General features: G+C 39.3%; 19 protein-coding genes. 11 read left to right on the plus strand and 8 right to left on the minus strand.

The window, feature by feature from the left end:
* Positions 1-224 precede the first annotated feature (224 nt).
* The 7 genes from zwf (at position 225) to gvpU (ending at position 9,252) form a co-directional block, all read left to right on the plus strand.
* On the plus strand, positions 225-1,727 hold the full coding sequence (gene zwf / locus AAHB12_RS02005) for a glucose-6-phosphate dehydrogenase (RefSeq protein WP_342044141.1): 1,503 nt from the start codon (positions 225-227) through the stop codon (positions 1,725-1,727).
* A 36-nt stretch (positions 1,728-1,763) separates the two neighbouring features.
* Positions 1,764-3,779, plus strand: a complete 2,016-nt coding sequence (gene tkt / locus AAHB12_RS02010) for a transketolase (RefSeq protein WP_342044142.1) — start codon at positions 1,764-1,766, stop codon at positions 3,777-3,779.
* A gap of 123 nt (positions 3,780-3,902) precedes the next feature.
* Entirely contained in the window at positions 3,903-5,240 is a 1,338-nt protein-coding gene (locus tag AAHB12_RS02015; RefSeq protein ID WP_342044143.1) for a glucose-6-phosphate isomerase, read from the plus strand.
* A 122-nt stretch (positions 5,241-5,362) separates the two neighbouring features.
* The gene (locus AAHB12_RS02020; RefSeq protein WP_342044144.1) at positions 5,363-6,352 is read left to right on the plus strand and encodes a sugar ABC transporter substrate-binding protein; all 990 of its coding nucleotides are present in this window, start codon (positions 5,363-5,365) and stop codon (positions 6,350-6,352) included.
* 131 nt (positions 6,353-6,483) lie between these two features.
* Positions 6,484-7,893 (plus strand): NADP-dependent phosphogluconate dehydrogenase, encoded by a 1,410-nt coding sequence (gene gndA / locus AAHB12_RS02025; RefSeq protein WP_342044145.1) that lies wholly within the window; start codon positions 6,484-6,486, stop codon positions 7,891-7,893.
* 190 nt (positions 7,894-8,083) lie between these two features.
* The gene (locus AAHB12_RS02030) at positions 8,084-8,599 is read left to right on the plus strand and encodes a hypothetical protein (RefSeq protein ID WP_342044146.1); all 516 of its coding nucleotides are present in this window, start codon (positions 8,084-8,086) and stop codon (positions 8,597-8,599) included.
* A gap of 218 nt (positions 8,600-8,817) precedes the next feature.
* Positions 8,818-9,252, plus strand: a complete 435-nt coding sequence (gene gvpU / locus AAHB12_RS02035) for a gas vesicle accessory protein GvpU (protein ID WP_129728467.1) — start codon at positions 8,818-8,820, stop codon at positions 9,250-9,252.
* Positions 9,253-9,451: 199 nt separating this feature from the next.
* On the opposite strand, the gene AAHB12_RS02040 is transcribed toward gvpU, so the two are convergent.
* The gene (locus tag AAHB12_RS02040; protein ID WP_129728466.1) at positions 9,452-9,799 is read right to left on the minus strand and encodes a winged helix-turn-helix transcriptional regulator; all 348 of its coding nucleotides are present in this window, start codon (positions 9,797-9,799) and stop codon (positions 9,452-9,454) included.
* A 240-nt stretch (positions 9,800-10,039) separates the two neighbouring features.
* On the opposite strand from AAHB12_RS02040, the gene AAHB12_RS02045 reads away from it, so the two are divergent.
* Entirely contained in the window at positions 10,040-10,903 is an 864-nt protein-coding gene (locus AAHB12_RS02045; protein WP_342044147.1) for an SDR family oxidoreductase, read from the plus strand.
* A gap of 219 nt (positions 10,904-11,122) precedes the next feature.
* Here the strand turns inward: AAHB12_RS02045 and AAHB12_RS02050 are convergent, their stop codons facing one another.
* From AAHB12_RS02050 to AAHB12_RS02065, 4 genes are all read right to left on the minus strand, one after another.
* On the minus strand, positions 11,123-11,368 hold the full coding sequence (locus tag AAHB12_RS02050) for an HPr family phosphocarrier protein (protein ID WP_342044148.1): 246 nt from the start codon (positions 11,366-11,368) through the stop codon (positions 11,123-11,125).
* A gap of 229 nt (positions 11,369-11,597) precedes the next feature.
* Complete coding sequence (locus AAHB12_RS02055) at positions 11,598-11,879, minus strand: YueH family protein (protein ID WP_165350786.1); 282 nt, start codon at positions 11,877-11,879, stop codon at positions 11,598-11,600.
* 65 nt (positions 11,880-11,944) lie between these two features.
* A complete protein-coding gene (locus AAHB12_RS02060; protein WP_129728462.1) occupies positions 11,945-13,015 on the minus strand; it encodes an AI-2E family transporter in 1,071 nt (356 codons plus the stop codon).
* A gap of 333 nt (positions 13,016-13,348) precedes the next feature.
* Entirely contained in the window at positions 13,349-13,654 is a 306-nt protein-coding gene (locus AAHB12_RS02065; protein WP_342044149.1) for a CPBP family intramembrane glutamic endopeptidase, read from the minus strand.
* Between the two features lie 867 nt (positions 13,655-14,521).
* On the opposite strand from AAHB12_RS02065, the gene AAHB12_RS02070 reads away from it, so the two are divergent.
* On the plus strand, positions 14,522-15,382 hold the full coding sequence (locus AAHB12_RS02070; protein WP_342044150.1) for a 50S ribosomal protein L11 methyltransferase: 861 nt from the start codon (positions 14,522-14,524) through the stop codon (positions 15,380-15,382).
* Between the two features lie 102 nt (positions 15,383-15,484).
* Here AAHB12_RS02070 and AAHB12_RS02075 read toward each other — a convergent pair whose 3' ends face one another.
* Complete coding sequence (locus AAHB12_RS02075; protein WP_342044151.1) at positions 15,485-15,757, minus strand: ArsR/SmtB family transcription factor; 273 nt, start codon at positions 15,755-15,757, stop codon at positions 15,485-15,487.
* Positions 15,758-15,842: 85 nt separating this feature from the next.
* Positions 15,843-16,118: an ArsR/SmtB family transcription factor gene (locus tag AAHB12_RS02080; RefSeq protein WP_410774288.1), complete on the minus strand. Its 276-nt coding sequence runs from the start codon at positions 16,116-16,118 to the stop codon at positions 15,843-15,845.
* A gap of 348 nt (positions 16,119-16,466) precedes the next feature.
* Here AAHB12_RS02080 and gloA2 point away from each other — a divergent pair, with 348 nt between their 5' ends.
* Together gloA2 and AAHB12_RS02090 are read left to right on the plus strand one after the other, a co-directional pair.
* On the plus strand, positions 16,467-16,853 hold the full coding sequence (gloA2, locus tag AAHB12_RS02085; protein ID WP_342044152.1) for an SMU1112c/YaeR family gloxylase I-like metalloprotein: 387 nt from the start codon (positions 16,467-16,469) through the stop codon (positions 16,851-16,853).
* Between the two features lie 30 nt (positions 16,854-16,883).
* Positions 16,884-17,519 (plus strand): MOSC domain-containing protein, encoded by a 636-nt coding sequence (locus AAHB12_RS02090; RefSeq protein ID WP_342044153.1) that lies wholly within the window; start codon positions 16,884-16,886, stop codon positions 17,517-17,519.
* A gap of 59 nt (positions 17,520-17,578) precedes the next feature.
* Here the strand turns inward: AAHB12_RS02090 and AAHB12_RS02095 are convergent, their stop codons facing one another.
* Positions 17,579-17,785 carry a heavy-metal-associated domain-containing protein gene (locus AAHB12_RS02095; protein WP_342044154.1) on the minus strand — a complete coding sequence of 69 codons (207 nt, stop codon included), beginning with the start codon at positions 17,783-17,785 and terminating at the stop codon, positions 17,579-17,581.
* Positions 17,786-17,899 lie beyond the last annotated feature (114 nt).

The raw sequence follows: 17,899 nt of genomic DNA on the forward strand, positions 1-17,899 counted from the left end.
TAAGCTTTATTCCGCCATTAACTAATATTTCTATAATGGAGAAAAAATAGTTTTTACATTTTAAGAAAGTATAAATTTCTAGCTGGAAGACAATTCGACGTAGCGAGAAATTTTAGGAATAAAGTATAAGTAGGGCTACGCCCCTGTCTGCGCCCAAGGGCAGGGCTTGCCAATCGGCGAGTTTTCTTTAAGAAATGTGTTCAATAAAAAGGAGGAACGAAAAAATGGAATCTATGACCTTTGTCTTATTTGGAGCAACGGGGGATTTAGCTAAGAGAAAAATTTACCCTGCTTTATACAATTTATTTGTTGATCAAAAACTGCCCCAATCGATTTCTATTATTGGTCTGGGCAGGAGAGCTTTGTCTGATGCTGAGTTTCAAAATCGCGTGGAACAATCAATAGAAACATTTTCTAGGCGGGTGGAGCATGACTATTCCAAAATGGGAGAATTTCTCGATGCCTTTCGTTATAAGGTTCTAGATGTAACAAATACCGAAGATTACGGGAAGCTACTGGATTTTGTAGAGCGACGTGAAGAAGAGTTACATATTCCAGAAAACCGAATGTTTTATCTATCGGTTGCACCAGAGCTTTTTGATGGGATTGCTTTAAATATTAAGGAGAGTGGATTAGGTTCGACAAAGGGTTGGAAACGTCTGATTATTGAAAAACCATTTGGACATGATCTAGAATCTGCTCGCGATTTAAATGTAAAACTAAGCAAGGCTTTTGAAGAGGAAGAAATTTATCGGATTGACCATTATCTTGGAAAACCAATGGTTCAAAACTTGGAAGCTTTAGCATTTGCAAATCCTGTTCTGCAAGCATTATGGAACAATCAATATATTGCTAATGTGCAAATTACAGCTAGTGAAACGGTTGGGGTAGAAGAGAGAGCAGCGTATTATGACGGGGCAGGAGCGATTCGTGATATGGTGCAAAACCATATGCTGCAGCTGCTGATGATGACAGCTATGCATCTACCAAAACAAATTAGCGCAAATGATATCCGTGAGGAAAAAAGAAAGGTTATGGAATCTCTTCGTCCGTTAAAAAAGGAAGATGTAGGCTTACATGTGATTCGCGGTCAGTATAGTGCAGGAGAGATTCACGGTCAGCCGGCTGCCGGCTATACAGATGAGCCCGGAATTGAAGCTTCTTCCCACAATGACACGTTTGTGGCTGCTAGGTTGCGGATTGATAATCCATTTTGGGATGGAGTGCCTTTCTATATTCGTACAGGAAAAAGAATGAAAGAAAAATCTACTCGTATCGTAATCGAGTTCAAAGATTCATTAAAAGAGTTATATAGAAATCGAAATGAGCAAACAGAGCCTAATCTTTTGATCATCGAGATCAATCCGAATGAGAATGTTTCCCTACAGCTCAATAGTAAAAACCCATTGAATGATGGAAAGATGGAGCCAGTAAGGATCAATTTCACATCAGAACAAGAAGGTGTGCCTGAGGCTTATGAACGGTTGATTTTTGATGCCATTCGTGGCGATTCCACGTTCTTTGCCCATTGGAAAGAGGTTGAATTGTCTTGGGAATGGGTGCAGCTGATCTTAGAAGCCTTTGAGGAGAATCTTGTACCGCTTCACCTCTATCAGGCGGGTTCATATGGCCCAGAGGCAGCTCATCATTTATTGAAAGAGGATGGGTTTAAGTGGTGGTTAGATAAAGAAGCTCTTAAAAACCTAGAGTTAGCTTTGCAAGCTTAATCTTAGATCACAAAATAGCAAGGAGAGAATACAAGTATGAACTATAACATTGAAACATTAGCTATCAATACAATTCGCACTTTATCAATTGACGCTATTAATCAGGCTAATTCCGGCCATCCGGGCCTTCCGATGGGGGCTGCTCCCATGGCGTATGCATTATGGGCGCATCATCTGGATCATAACCCTGCAAATACAAAATGGTTTAACCGAGATCGATTTGTTTTGTCTGCAGGACATGGCTCTAGTATGTTGTATAGCCTGCTTCATCTAGCTGGGTATGATGTGTCATTAGATGATTTGAAAAGCTTCCGAAAACTAAACAGCAAAACACCAGGTCATCCGGAATTTGGTCATACAGATGGTGTTGAAGCAACAACGGGTCCTTTAGGACAAGGGATTGCAAATGCGGTCGGGATGGCAATGGCTGAAGCGCATTTGGCTGCGAAATTTAACCAAGACGGATTTCCTGTGATTGACCATTACACATATGCGTTAGTGGGTGATGGTGATTTAATGGAAGGTGTCGCTTATGAAGCTATGTCGATGGCTGGTCATATGAAACTCGGAAAATTAATTGCTTTATATGACTCAAACGACATCTCTTTGGACGGTTCCTTAAACCTTTCCTTTTCAGAGGATATTCAAAAGCGAGCTGAATCTGCTCATTGGCAATATTTGTGTGTGGAAGATGGAAATAATGTCGCGGATATTGCAAAAGCAATTGAATTAGCGAAACAAAATCCGGATCAGCCAACCTTGATCGAAATTAGAACGATTATCGGCTACGGCAGCCCAAAAGTTGCCGGAACAAACAAGGCACATGGGAATCCGCTTGGAGCAGAAGAAGCGAAAGCAACGAAGCAAGCGTATGGCTGGCACTATGAAGAGAATTTCTTTGTGCCAGAAGAAGTACAAGCCCATTTTGAAGAACTAAAACAAAGCGGGATCGGCAAAGAAGAGCAATGGAAGGAATTGTTCCGTTCGTATCGAGAAGCGTATCCTGCACTAGCAAATGAACTAGAACAAGCCATTACAGGGGAGGTTCTTATCGAAGCGAAAGATATTTTGACGTTTGATACAGAAAAATCTATTTCCACTCGTGTAGCGAGCGGAGAGGCGATGAATCACTTTGTAAAATCGCTTCCTTCTATCTTTGGAGGAAGCGCAGACCTTTCCCACTCTACTATGACCGATATCAAGGGAGAAGCAGCATACGCAGTAGAATCCTTTGGTGGACGTAATGTGTACTTCGGTGTTCGTGAGCACGCGATGGGAGCAGCTGGCAATGGAATGGCTCTTCATGGCGGGGTGAAGCCTTTTGTAAGTACCTTCTTTGTGTTCAATGATTATCTTAGACCGTCTATTCGTCTAGCAGCCCTGCAAAAGCTGCCGGTTACGTATGTCTTTACTCACGATTCGATTGCAGTTGGAGAAGATGGTCCAACTCATGAGCCAATCGAACAACTGGCGGCTCTTCGTGCGATTCCTGGCCTTACAGTGATTCGTCCATCAGACGCAAATGAAACAGCGAGTGCTTGGGCGTATGCTCTGCAGCAAACAGATGGTCCGGTTGCTTTGGTGCTCAGCCGGCAAAACCTGCCTGTGTTCCATGAAACAGAAGCGAATCTGGAGAATCTTTCTAAAGGGGCCTATGTACTAACACAAACGGATGAACATCCAGATGTAATCTTGATTGCGACAGGTTCGGAAGTGTCCCTGGCTGTGAATGCGAAAGCTGAATTGGAAAAAGAGGATGTATCCGTTCGTGTTGTGGCTATGCCAAGCTGGGAACTGTTTGATCGTCAACCAAAAGAATACAAAGAGCTTGTTCTGCCAGCATCTGTTACGAAGCGTGTAGCACTCGAGATGGGAATCTCCCTTGGATGGGAACGCTATGTGGGATTCGAAGGGAAAATCGTATCTATCGAAACATTCGGAGCTTCTGGAACAGGGGCGGAAGTCATGGAGCTGTTTGGCTTTACAACGGCAAATGTTGTTCAAACTGCAAAAGGATTACTTCAAACAACAAAAAGTCTATCACATTCTTAAAATGGGGAAATAGATTGTGAAATTGTTTATTGATACTGCAAACCTAGAGAAAGCAGAAAGGTTTTAGCTGAAATAAACGATTAAATATAGCAAACATAAATCAATACCGAGGAGAAGCGTTATATGACCATTTCTTTTGATTACTCAAACGCATTATCATTTATGCAACAAAATGAAGTAGATAATCTAAGCGAATTTGTAAAAGTAGCTCATAGCATGCTTCATGAAAAAAAAGGACCGGGGTCCGACTTCCTTGGCTGGGTGGACTTACCGAACCATTATGATAAAGACGAATTCTCAAGAATTAAACAAGCAGCCGAGCGAATTCGCAGTAGTTCCGACGCTCTGATTGTGATTGGTATTGGAGGATCTTATCTAGGTGCACGGGCTGCGATTGAGGCATTATCTCACACATTTCATAACCAAATGAATGATACAACGCAAGTATACTTTGCAGGCCAGAATATTAGCTCTACTTATGTAGCTCATTTGCTAGAGTTATTAGAAGGTAAGGATATCTCTATTAATGTCATTTCCAAATCTGGCACTACAACGGAGCCTGCCATTGCTTTCCGGATCTTCCGTGACTATATGGAGAAGAAATACGGGAAAGAAGAAGCGAAAAAACGTATTTATGCTACCACGGATCGAGCACAAGGAGCATTGAAAAAACTTGCGGACGAAGAAGGCTACGAAACCTTTGTTATTCCTGATGATGTAGGTGGAAGATATTCTGTCCTAACTGCAGTAGGTCTATTACCCATTGCTGTAGCTGGCCTTGATATTGATCAAATGATGGCTGGGGCCGCTGCCGCTGCTCTCAAATACAACAATCCTGAACTCTCAACAAATGAGAGTTACCAATATGCAGCTGTGAGAAATGCACTTTACGGTAAAGGGAAATCCATAGAGTTGTTAGTAAACTATGAACCTTCTCTTCATTATGTATCTGAGTGGTGGAAGCAATTGTTTGGAGAAAGTGAAGGCAAAGACCAAAAAGGGTTATTCCCTGCTTCCGTTGATTTTACGACCGATTTACATTCTATGGGTCAATATGTACAAGAAGGTCGACGTGATTTGATTGAAACGGTACTACAAATTAAAAAACCGAAAATTCAACTAACGATTCAAGAAGATCCAGCGAATACAGATGGTTTGAACTTTTTGGCTGGAAAAACAATGGATGATGTGAATAAAAAAGCCTTCCAGGGTACAGTATTGGCCCATGTAGATGGGGGAGTGCCAAACTTGGTTATCGAATTGGATGAATTGACTGAATTCACATTTGGTGAAATGGTGTACTTCTTTGAAAAAGCTTGTGGGATTAGCGGGCTGTTGCTAGGAGTAAATCCGTTCGATCAACCTGGAGTTGAGGCCTATAAAAAGAATATGTTCGCTTTACTTGGCAAGCCAGGCTTTGAAGCGGAAAAAGCGCGCTTGATGAAGCGTTTATCCGAATAATATTATAACTGAACGAATAAAAGTATCCATTTCATAAATTATCTTGATGGAAAACAATTTTAAATGCAATTGTATGATGAAGAATATTTTATCAGCATAAAAGGTAGAGAAGAGGACGAATAGTGAAAAAGACATGGACGCTCCTAATAGTTTATGTGTTTTTCCTTGCAATCCTAATAGGTGCTATATTTGAATTTCCTAAAAAGGATAATCGTCTTACGGTCATGATTGTCTCAAAAACAGTAAAAACAGAATATTGGAGAGCGTTTAACATAGGAGCAGAAAGAGCACTCAATGAGTTAAGGCTCAATGGTAAAGTGATTATATCTGATTCCGGTCATTCTATCACCAATCAAGCTGATCTATTAAACAAGCTTTTAAAACAACATCCGGATGCGCTCGTCATTGCTCCGACCCAGTCACAATCCATTATCCCTATATTAATGGAATATAAGAAAAAGAATATTCCTGTCTTACTGGCTGATACGGATGTTGAGTGGAAGGATAAAACAAGTTTTATTGGAACTGATAACTTTATATTAGGAAAAAAAGCAGGAGCGTTACTAGCATCTATGCTACAGCCGGGTGATCAAGTAGCCCTTATTCATGGGACGTTATCAGATACAGTTAGCGGGAAGCGGATAGAGGGAGCGAAAGAAAGCTTGGAAGAGGCTGGTATCCAAGTTGTTGTACAACGGCAGGGGTATGATGAATTTTGGAATGTAAAATCGGCGATGACAAGCATTTTACAAAGTTATCCGGATATTAAGGGTGTATTTGCTACAGATGATCTCTTGGCTCTAGATGCATTACAAGTAATAGAGCAGAAAGGCTTAAAAATTCCTGTTGTTGGAACAGAAGGTAATGCGAAAATGGTGAAGTATATTAAAGAGGGGAAGTTGAGTGCTACCATTGCACAGAATCCCTACGATATGGGATATATAAGTGTGGAACAAGCGTTTAAGGCAATAAAAGGAGAGAAGGTTAGGAAATCGATCGATAGTGGTACTGATATCGTAACTCGAGACAATGCGAAAGATAAATTAGATCTCCAAGAAAAGCTACTGCGTATGAGTGAAGGAGATGTTACAAGTTTTTACTTGCGCTATTAATGACTGGGGTTTAACCCCAATATTTTAAAACAAATTCTAATTAAATTTTAAATTCATAGTACCAAGATATTTTTAGGTATTACAATTATTTCTAGAAATCATCCACTAATAAAGTAAGCGAGGATATATATATGTCAAAACAACAAATTGGTGTTATTGGTTTAGCGGTTATGGGGAAAAATCTTGCGTTAAATATTGAGAGCAGAGGTTATTCTGTGTCTGTGTACAACCGGTCAGCTGATAAAACAGAAGAATTTTTAAAGGGTGAAGCGGAAGGAAAGAATTTTGTTGGGGCATACAGCATTGAAGAGTTTGTGAACTCCTTAGAAAAACCGCGTAAAATTTTACTTATGGTTAAAGCTGGCGGACCAACAGATGCAACGATTGATTCATTAAAACCGTATCTTGAAAAAGATGATATTCTCATTGATGGTGGAAACACGTTATTCGTAGATACAATTAGACGTAATAAAGAATTAGAAACTACAGGTATTCATTTTATTGGTACAGGCGTTTCAGGTGGAGAGGAAGGTGCACTAAAAGGTCCTTCCATTATGCCAGGCGGTCAAAAAGAAGCATATGAACTTGTAGAGCCGATTTTACAGGCGATTTCAGCAAAAGTGGATGGTGATCCTTGCTGTACGTATATCGGCCCTAATGGCGCTGGCCACTACGTAAAAATGGTTCATAACGGTATCGAATACGGTGATATGCAATTGATTTCAGAATCCTATTTCATTCTGAAGAATGTGCTTGGCCTAGAGGCTGAAGAGCTTCATAAAGTGTTTGCAGAGTGGAACAAGGGGGAATTAGATAGCTATCTCATTGAAATTACTGCAGATATCTTCACAAAAATAGATGAAGAAACAGGCAAGCCGCTTGTTGATGTAATTCTAGATACAGCAGGACAAAAAGGTACTGGTAAGTGGACAAGCCAAAATGCATTAGATTTAGGAGTTCCACTTCCAATTATCACAGAATCCGTCTTTTCACGTTTTATGTCTGCAATGAAAGAAGAGCGTGTAATAGCAAGCCAACAATTAAGAGGACCTGAAGTGAAATCTTTTGAAGGCAATCAAGCAGAGTTAATTGAAGCGGTACGTAGGGCGTTATATATGAGTAAGATTTGTTCATATGCGCAAGGCTTTGCTCAAATGCGTGCTGCGTCTGAAGAATACGATTGGAATCTTAGCTATGGTGACATTGCCATGATTTTCCGTGGCGGTTGTATTATTCGTGCGCAATTCCTGCAAAAAATCAAGGATGCTTATGACCGTGACGCTAATCTACCAAACTTATTGTTAGATCCGTACTTTAAAGAAATTGTCGAAAGCTATCAATTTGCATTACGTCAAGTGATTGCTGTAGCAATTGAACGTGGTATTCCAGTCCCTTCGTTCTCTAGTGCGATCGCTTACTATGACAGCTATCGGACAGAAACATTGCCAGCTAACCTTCTACAAGCACAACGTGATTATTTTGGCGCTCATACGTATCAACGTGTCGACAAAGAGGGAGTCTTTCATACTAATTGGATCTAAAATAAGAAGCCAGGATTGGTAATGAAGTCTTAAGTAATTTCTTACACTTTAAGCGAGAAACTTTAGGAATAAAGTATAGGGGCAACTATGCCTCTGTCTCCGCCCAAGGGCAGGGCTCGCCAATCGGCAAGTTTTCCTTATTTAGGGATAGATAAAACATGATCGTAATGTGAAAGAGAGGCAAAGTAGTATGAATCTATTAGACGCAAAAGTAATTCATACTGTATACGGTTTAGAAATCTATTTAGATGTAGTAAAAAATATTCAAATAAAAGAAATCCATACTCCAACCATAGAGAGTCCATTTTATGAAGTCCAATTTGGAATCGAGTATTTTCTTTTAAAAAACGAAAAGTATTATAATAGCTTAAGAAATTATTTTTGTATTTGTATGAACCAGGATCTTAGCTTAATTACATTAAAAGAGACCGAGACAGAAAGTTTATTTGCAGTTAAAAGTGAGGATGAGAGAGCGGCAACAAAGAAACTCTTAGGAGAATGGTTTATTAAAACAAGCAGCTATAAAGAAGTTATAAATGAACGTATAAAAAAGGTGAAAAAGGAAGATGTTTGCACAGGAGCAGATATTCAATACAACATAGAAACGATAAAATTCTTAGGAAAGCTTCTTGAATTAACAACAGAAGAGCTTGAACTGGCTCCTATAGAAAGACCAGTTCAATTACGAGTTTTATCAGTATCTTAATGTTCTTCAAATCCTATGAAATGAAATTTCCCTTATTTGGTGTACTGCGACATTCATCAAGGTAAAAGCTATTGTCCGCAAACTCAAAAGCACGTTATTCTTTTCTCATGTTATATAAGAAAAGATGACGTGCTTATTTTGCTTCCCCTTTAAGAAAGGGAGTATAAATTTCCAGCTAATGTTATAATCTGAAGTGTAATCAGAAAGGAGACAGGCTAATGAGCGAAGAAACAAACGAACTTAAGTATTTTGAGGGAAAGTATATTGAGCGTGATATTTATCTGAATACTATCATTGCTTTAATCGAACATAAGGAAATCCAGCTTGAGGTAGGTATTACCCTTAATGTGGGCGGGGCCATTATTTCAGGAACAGCTATTTCTCGTAAAAAATATCTAGAAGGAATAGTTAACGCTGTATCAGGTGAAGATAGCAGCGTAGCCAAGCTGTTCGGTGAGATATACGGAAACTTTTTAGAAATGGAGGAAGACTCAGAAGAAGAGACGGCAGCTCCTCCTGACTACAACTTCATTCATCTGAAGAATGTCCAGATTTTTGGAGTGAATCAAGAACCTATATCCCTTAACGGTAATTATTGGAGAGGTAAATTAAGTGCAGTGGATGGATATACGATTGGTAATATGGAATTATAAAATTCCTTCATAATAAAGGAAAAATGGAAGGGGAGATAAAGCAGACACTTTATCTCCTTTTTTACATTGTAAGAACATATAAATTTCTAGCCGGATGCCAATTCGACGTAGCGAGAAATTTTAGGAATACAGAATAAGGGCAACTACGCCTCTGTCTTTGCCCGGGCGGGGGCAGGGCTCGCCAATCGGCGGGCCTTGCTTAGCTCTTCATATGTTTTTTACCCCACTCTCCCATAATGTCTAGTATAGGGACAAAGCTTATCCCTTTTGATGTTAGCGAGTATTCTACTTTGGGAGGAACTTCTTTATATACCTCTCTATGAACCATTTGGTCTTCTTCCAGTTCCCTCAGCTGTCGCGTCAATATTCCTTTTGAAATACCAGGCAACAACCTTTGAAGTTCATTAAATCTTCTTGTCCCCTTACTTAGATGCCATAGAATAATGATTTTCCATCTTCCTGCGGTTAAATTTTGAGTATACGTTACAGGACATACTTCTTCCTGTCCTTTAGGAGGGGGTTCTCCCGGAATCTTAAAGCGAGCCATCGTGTTATCCCTCTCGATCATAATGGTACTATTTTTGTGACTATGTCATAAAAAAATGCCTACTTTTATTATTATGACTATGGATATACTATATACCTATACTTGATACTTCAACAAGTAAAACCTTTAGATAAACGGGTGAGTGCACCGTAAGTCATTATTCTGTTTAGGGATAATGGTATAGGTTAAACTGCTGTAACAATCATCATTACGATAAAATATATATTGGGGGAAAAGACAATGAAAATGCTAGTAACAGGTGCAACAGGAAAATTGGGAACGAAGATTGTAGAGACGCTGCTGAAAACTGTGCCAGCGAGTCAAATAGCTGTAAGTGTTCGCAATCCAGAAAAAGCGGAAGGATTACGAGCTCGCGGAGTGGAGGTTCGCCAAGGAGATTTTGATCGTCCAGAAACATTGGATTCTGCTTTTGCAGGTATTGATCGCTTATTGCTTATTTCTGCAGATGGAGACAATGAAACGAGAGTTCGTCAACATACCGATGCCGTAGCTGCGGCAGAGCGTGCTGGAGTTAAATTTATTGCTTATACTAGTGTAGCAAATGTAAGTGAAAGTACGATATTCCTTGCCCCGCCACATGTTGCTGCGGAAGAAGCGATCTTAAAAACAGGTATTCCTTATTCTTTCTTACGCAATAACTGGTACTTGGAGAATGAAATCTCAAGCATTCAAGGTGTTCTAGCAGGAGCCCCTTGGGTGACATCAGCAGGTTCTGGCAAGGTAGGTTGGGCATTACAACAAGAGTATGCGGAGGCTGCGGCAGCTGTACTGGCTGGGAATGGCCATGAGAATACGGTCTACGAGCTTTCTGGTAAGCTCATGACTCAAGAAGAACTTGCAGCTGCTCTTGGTACTGTATTAGGTAAAGAGGTACCTGTGCAACAGATTGATGACGCTGCTTATGCCGATATCATGAAAGGTGCAGGCGTACCAGAATTCGTTATTCCTTTCCTTGTAGAAATCCAAAAAGGCATTCGGGAGGGAGCTTTGGAAATCGAGAGCAATGATTTTGAAAAACTTCTCGGTCGTCCAGTTACGCCAATCCGCGAGGCGCTGACTCAAATCGTGAATGGAATCTCTTAAACAAAATAATTGAACGCAAGTAAAAACCGACCTTTCAGAGGTCGGTTTTTACTAAAGATAGATTGGCTATGAAAGACAGCTATTTGATTTATATCTTATCCTGCGCTTTAAGAAAGTCTAAATTTCCGGCTAAAAGTCAATTTGGTGTAGTGGGAAATTTTAGGTGTACATTGTAAGTACAACTTCGCCTAACGGCTCGCCAGTCGGCGAGTTTTCTTTTTATAATCTGTTAACAATAGCTGCGATTGCTTCTTGTTCATCTGTTCCTATAGCTGTCACTGTTACTTCTGCTCCTTTTTGTAGAGGCAGAGACAATAATCCAAGTGTATCCTTTAAATTAATCTTTTTGTTATAGGTAGGGGTATATAAAGCCATTTTACTTTGGAATTTTTTTGCCTCTTGGACAATCTCCGAAATTCGCTTTATATGATGATCTCCTTGCAATAATACAGTTTGTTTCACCATATATATCCCTCCCTTGATTAAATTCTGATTATTGTAGTGTATTTTAACTAGAGGTTGGAGGAGTCAAGCTATCCTCTTATGTTAATTATAAATGGATATCCAGCATATTACAGATATGTTGTAAGATAATCTTGCGCTTTTTTTGCACTGTAATTATGTCGTTTTGGAAAATTAAGGATGATATGTAGTCAGTTTAGACATTAGCCGCTTTATCATTTAATTGTCTAGATTACCACCTGATAACATTATCGTAAGGCGTCTTTTCATTATGAACTGCTTTGTTAATTACATCTGCTAGCTCTTGTGCAAGCTGATACTGTAATCCCTGACGACAAAGGGAACGAAGCAGTTCATTATATTCTTGTTTCGCCTCATCATGTGTGCCAATATCATAGCGAAGTAAAAATGACCACTCTTTTTGAGGAATAGCAACAAGTACACGATTTTCGCTTATATTTTCGAGATATACTTTTAAAACTCCAGTACCCTCGGCTACATCATATTGTTTCATTAGATACTCCCCCTTTTTCTGTAGATTTCGTTCCATTTTTCAATAAAAGAAATACCTAATAAAGATTAGGTGCTTTTATTGATTTTCAGCAGCCTATAACTATGCTGCACAATAACCTTGCATACTGCATATATAGGAATAATTAAAATCATCCCGAGCACCCCAGCCAAATTTCCTCCAACTAAAATGAGAAGAATGATGGTAAGCGGATGGATTTTCAGGGCGCGTCCCATAACAAGCGGAGATACAAAGCTGCTTTCAATTTGCTGGGCGGCAAACATAATGATGATAACATATACAACCATAATCGGGTCCTGCAGCCAAGCAGCAATGATAGCAGGGATTACTGCCAAAAATGGTCCGAGAAACGGAATGATATTCATGACCATACCGAACAGGGCTAGCAAGAGCGCATAATCAAGACCGATAATCAAATAGCCAATTAACAGCAACACACCGATACATGTACTTACAATGAGCTGGCCTTGAATGTAGCTAGCTAATGCTTTATCCATATCGCCTAAGATGCCGCGGATATAATCTGTTTTCGAGCTTGGGAAGAAACGAATTACACTCGGAACAAATTTGTCGCGGTCGCTTAATAAATAGAAGAGAATGAACGGCACAATGGCGAGCGCCACAACAAGACTGACCGTATTGCTTAGGAGCGTACCGATGGATGAACCTGTTACCGCTACGATATCGCCAAGGCTATCGGTGATATAGGTAACACCTTCCTTGACATACTGCGGGATAAACTGTTGATGTTCTTGCCAGTAATGAATTCCTTTTTGCACAGAGTCGATCATTTTTGGTGTATTATGGACTAGGTTTACGAATTGCTTTTGAATAATCGGTCCGATAAACGAAATAACAAAGGTCAGAAGACCGGCTATTACCAAAAAGATAACTACAATTCCAATCCCTCTCGGCACCTTTCGTCCTTCCAGCCAATGCAAGAGAGGGCGGCAAAGATAAAATAAAACTCCTGCTATTAAAAAGGGTGTAAACAAGGTTTGTACAAATATAATAAGTGGTGTAAAAATAAACTTCACTTCATTCGCCAGCCAGATGATGACGAGGCACAAGATGATTGCTATGCTAACACGAAACCAACGTGTGTTTGATATCCCCATTTTGCTGTTCGCTCCTTCTTAGTCAATTTTTCCTGTCTTTCCTTAAATTATAGAAACATTGTGAGTGATCCTGCAATCTTATCATGTTATTAAAGGGAAAGGATAGGATTTCATAGGATAAACTGAAGTTATTTTATAGTTTTTCAGTAATTAATTAGTCTCTTTACTAGATTGTTGCGGAATGAACGCGGAACATTACCGCTACCTTTTAGTTTACACTTTAAGAAAGGATAAATTTCTAGCTAGAAGACAATTCGACGTAGTGAGAAATTTTACGAATAAAGTATAAGTAGGGCTACGCCTCTGTCTTCGCCCAAAGGCAGGGCTTGCCAATCAGCGAGTTTCCTTTAAAATCAAACCACTTAAAACCATCAGCACATTCAAGGTCATATGCCATATAACCGAAGGAATAATACTTTTAGATTTGATAGTCATCCCCCCGTAAAACATTCCGCCAATAGAAAAAGCAATACAAACAAGCCAGGGAAAGCCAAGTGAATAATGCTGCAGTCCGAATCCCAAGCTCGTTACTACAACCGCCCATTTCTCACCTAACTGTTCAGAAAAGCGACTTAAAAGGGTTCCTCTCCAAATCACTTCTTCAAGTACTGCGTTTGTAATTGAAAATATAATAGCCAATAACCAAACTTCCTGGATAAAAGACCATCCATTTCGAATAGCTAACGGCATAAAGGCAATGATGTTACTTGTTAATGCTATGAGAAGAACAAATCTTACCGTTGTCTTGTGAAAACCTGTCCAAATAAACGGAAAATAAATTTGATCCTTCCATTGGGGTTTTCCCCAATACGTTATAAATGGTAATTTTGAAAAGAAAGAGAAGACAAATAAAGGAATTAAAATACAAGCTAATGCTAACCTGTGTAAAAGTATATGTAATTCTTTTTGTTCTATTTCTGCAATCCAATGATTAATTACTTGTAAGTAAATAAAGAAGCCAATGCCAAATAGTATATTGGTAATAACAAATGATTTTATAAACTTATTAAATTTGAAAAAAAGAAAAATAGAAACTAGTGCCCATATACTAAGTAGAAAATAACTTTTAATTTGTAGTAAGACAATGAGCAAGATGAATAACAATAAGCAAATTACATTTTTGATCAAGGTATTATTTATAATTTTTCCCCCTTAAAAATAGAGGTTTTTAAATGCGGAATTTTAAATAAAGATTTTCCTAGGAAACAATCAGCCTCATTCATTATACCAAATTACTTTATTATTTTGAGGCTTCTGTGCCACTTTAAGAAATTTCTAGCTGGAAACCAATTCGATGTAGCGAGAAATTTTAGGGATAGAGTATAAGAGCAATTACGCCTCTATCCTTACCCAAGGGCAGAGCTCACCAATCAACTAAGTGTGCAAAATTCCGTGATTTTGTACGTCATGTTTTTTATATTTCTCTATTTTTTTGTATAATCATTAACGAAAACGGTTAGGTAAGTAAGAGATTGATGCAGTATGAGTTAAAGGAAGTGTAAGAGGATGTATGAATTTAGCATAACATTGCCATATACGCAGGTGGAGGAAGCTGCGCAAAGACTGTATGAGGCAGGAATTTATAATTTATATTATGAGGCTCCGATTGAGGTGAAGGTGACTCAAAATGGATATGCATTTGAGACAGATGCACAGCAGCAGGTAGATTTAAAGGTGTATGGGGATGAAGATCCGGAGCAATATCTTTCTATACTTCCTGCACTTTTATCTATTAGAAGGGAAGAGATTATATATCGGACGGTGGAAACACAGGAGTGGAATCAAGCATTTGAAGATATTGAGCTGAAAAACGGATGGGTGATTCGCTATGCTGGTTCTGACGAAGAGTACAAGCCAGAGACGACGCTGCATTTAGATCCGCAAGGGGCATTTGGGACGGGCATTCATGGGACAACACAAGATTGTTTGGAGGTTATTTTAGGCCGTGACTTCACAGAGAAGAGGGTCTTGGATTTAGGAACCGGATCAGGTATTTTAAGTATAGCGGCGTTATTAAAAGGTGCTCAGGAGGTTATGGCTGTAGATTTAGAGCCTGTTGAACGGGAGATTTTACATCATGCACATTTGAATGGCGTCAAGCAAATTCAAATTGTACAGGCTGATTTAATGGATGGAAGCTACCGTATCCAAGATTGGTTTGATTGGATTTTTATTAACATTGGAGGAGATGAGGCAAAAATAATTATCGATAGACATGAGCTGCTGGAAAAAAGCAATCATTTCCTTGTCTCAGGCCTGGTTGAGTGGCATACAGAGCATGTAACTTCCTTGTTTCAAAATGCTGGCTTCTCTTTGCAAAAGAGGCTGCAGTCCGATGAGTGGGTTACGATGTATTTTAGTAAATGACGATTGTATATAAAAATGTCCCATAGATTACAGTCTATGGGACACTGTATGCATAAACAGCTTCTATTTTGCGGCTATTAGGCTGCAAGCCGATTCGTCTGCTTACGCAAGTGTAGAAAGAATGGATTTTGCGCGGTCGTCAACAACCTCATAGTAAATTTCTAGACCTTTACGTGTCCCGGAAATAATTTTTGCGGATTTCAGCTTAGATAAATGCTGGCTAATTGTACTTTGCGGCATTTTGAATTCCTCATACATCGATGTGACATTTGTAGGACCGTTTGCGATCATTGTCTCAATCAGCCCTAAACGAACAGGATGAGCTAAAATTTTTAATACTTCGGCACTGTTTTCGTACTGTCCTATTTTTTGCATTTCAACTTCGCTCCTTTATTATCTTTTGGTTATGTTCTTACTAAGATAAGATACATAGTTCTTCATATTGTACGGAATTGATAACTTACGCAAGTGTAGAAAGAATGGATTTTGCGCGGTCGTCAACAACCTCGTAGTAAATTTCTAAGCCTTTACGTGTCCCGGAAATAATTTTTGCGGATTTTAATTTAGATAAATGCTGGCTAATTGTACTTTGCGGCATTTTAAATTCCTCATACATGGCTGTGACATTCGTAGGACCGTTTGTGATCATCGTCTCAATCAGTCCTAAACGAACAGGATGAGCTAAAATTCTTAATACTTCGGCACTGTTTTCATATTTTCTTATTTTTTGCATCATAATGTTTCTCCCTTGTTATCTTTTACTTGTATTCTTGCTAAGATTAAGATACATAGTTCTTCATATTGCATGGAATTGATAATATTGGCATTGAACATGCTAATAAGAGAGGTTTCTTATTAGCACTCTGCCCATCTATTATAATAATTCGGCAGCATGTCGTTTTTTCTGTCCGTCTTTTTTAAAAATAGGAGAATTTTAAATTTTTTTCGCACAATTGGTGCCAGAGAAATTTTTCTGGATAGAATGCCCGCATTAAGCAAGAAAAAGGACAGGTACATGTTAAGATAGAAGCTAAACGATATTTTAAGGAATTTTAGAAAACATATGTATGGAGGGAGAAAGAATATGAACATAGAAAAAATTCATCATACTGCGATTATTTGCGCTAATTATGAAAAGTCAAAGCACTTTTATGTAAATATTCTTGGGCTCAGTATTATCAGTGAAATATATCGAGAGGAGAGAGATTCCTATAAATTGGATCTTGCGGTAGGAGAGCATGGACAAATCGAATTGTTTTCTTTTCCGCATCCTCCGAAGCGTCCGAGTTATCCGGAAGCGGCTGGCTTGCGCCATTTGGCATTTCAAGTTACAGATATAGAAGCAGCTGTATGCGAACTGAAGGAGCATGGTGTGAGCGTTGAGCCAATCCGAATCGATTCTCTTACAGGCAAACAGTTTACATTCTTTCAGGACCCAGACGGCTTGCCCTTAGAGCTATATGAGGCGTAAAACGAAATCAAAACGAAAGGGGTTTATGAGATGAAGCTGCTGCAAATCAGTGTCGGGCTTCCAAAAACAAAACAATTGGAGAACGGAACGCTCGTAACGGGAATCGGGAAAGAAGAGGTAGAAGGATGTTGGCTGCGAAAGGAATCGTTTGATGGTGATGCTGTTGCCAATACCTCATTTCATGGCGGAGTAGATCGGGCTGTTTGTGTCTATCCGTTTGAGCACTATGCGCTATGGGAAAAGCAATTTGGGAGCACCTTGCCGCGTCCGGCGTTTGGGGAGAATTTTACGGTAATAGGTATGAAAGAGGAGGATACATACATCGGGGATGTGTACCGAATTGGAGAAGCGATTGTACAAGTAACGCAGGGAAGGATCCCATGTATTACGATTGACCAGCATACGGGCTGTAAGGGCTTGATGGCGGAAATTGTGAAAACTGGATATACAGGCTATTTTATGCGCGTGCTTGAGGAAGGATTTGTAGATAAAGATGCAAGCATTACTCTATTAGAGCGAGGAAAATCTGTGACGGTTTTACATACAAATCGTATTTACTTCCACGGCCCATGGAATGAGGGAAAGGCGAAAGAAATTCTAGCGGAAGAAGCGTTGGCACCTGCGTGGAGAAATAAGCTTGTGCAGCGTATTACAAAGAACCGGTAAAGAAAACTCGCCCATTCGGCGAGTTTTCTTTATTACAGGTTTTAGACATTCTTTCCATATTACAGGGGATGCAGTCCGTATTGCTGAATTTTGTTAATAATCTGTTCCTTAGTAACTTGATTTTCATTGTATGTAATCTTCACTTCGCCATCCTCCATGTTCACATCGGTCCATTCAACGCCATTCATCTGTATGAGAATTGATTCTAATGTTTGAATAGGCTGTTCATTTGTTGCTTCTTTTACATAGATAGTTGTATCTGCCAATTTGCATCTTCCTTTCCGAGCATTTTATAGAGGTATGTTTCTAAGCACTAGACTTCCATTTTAAATCTAAGTAGAGTCCTTATTTACTCTATGTGGTTTTTCTTTCTTACCCAC

Source organism: Bacillus sp. OTU530 (assembly GCF_038440375.1).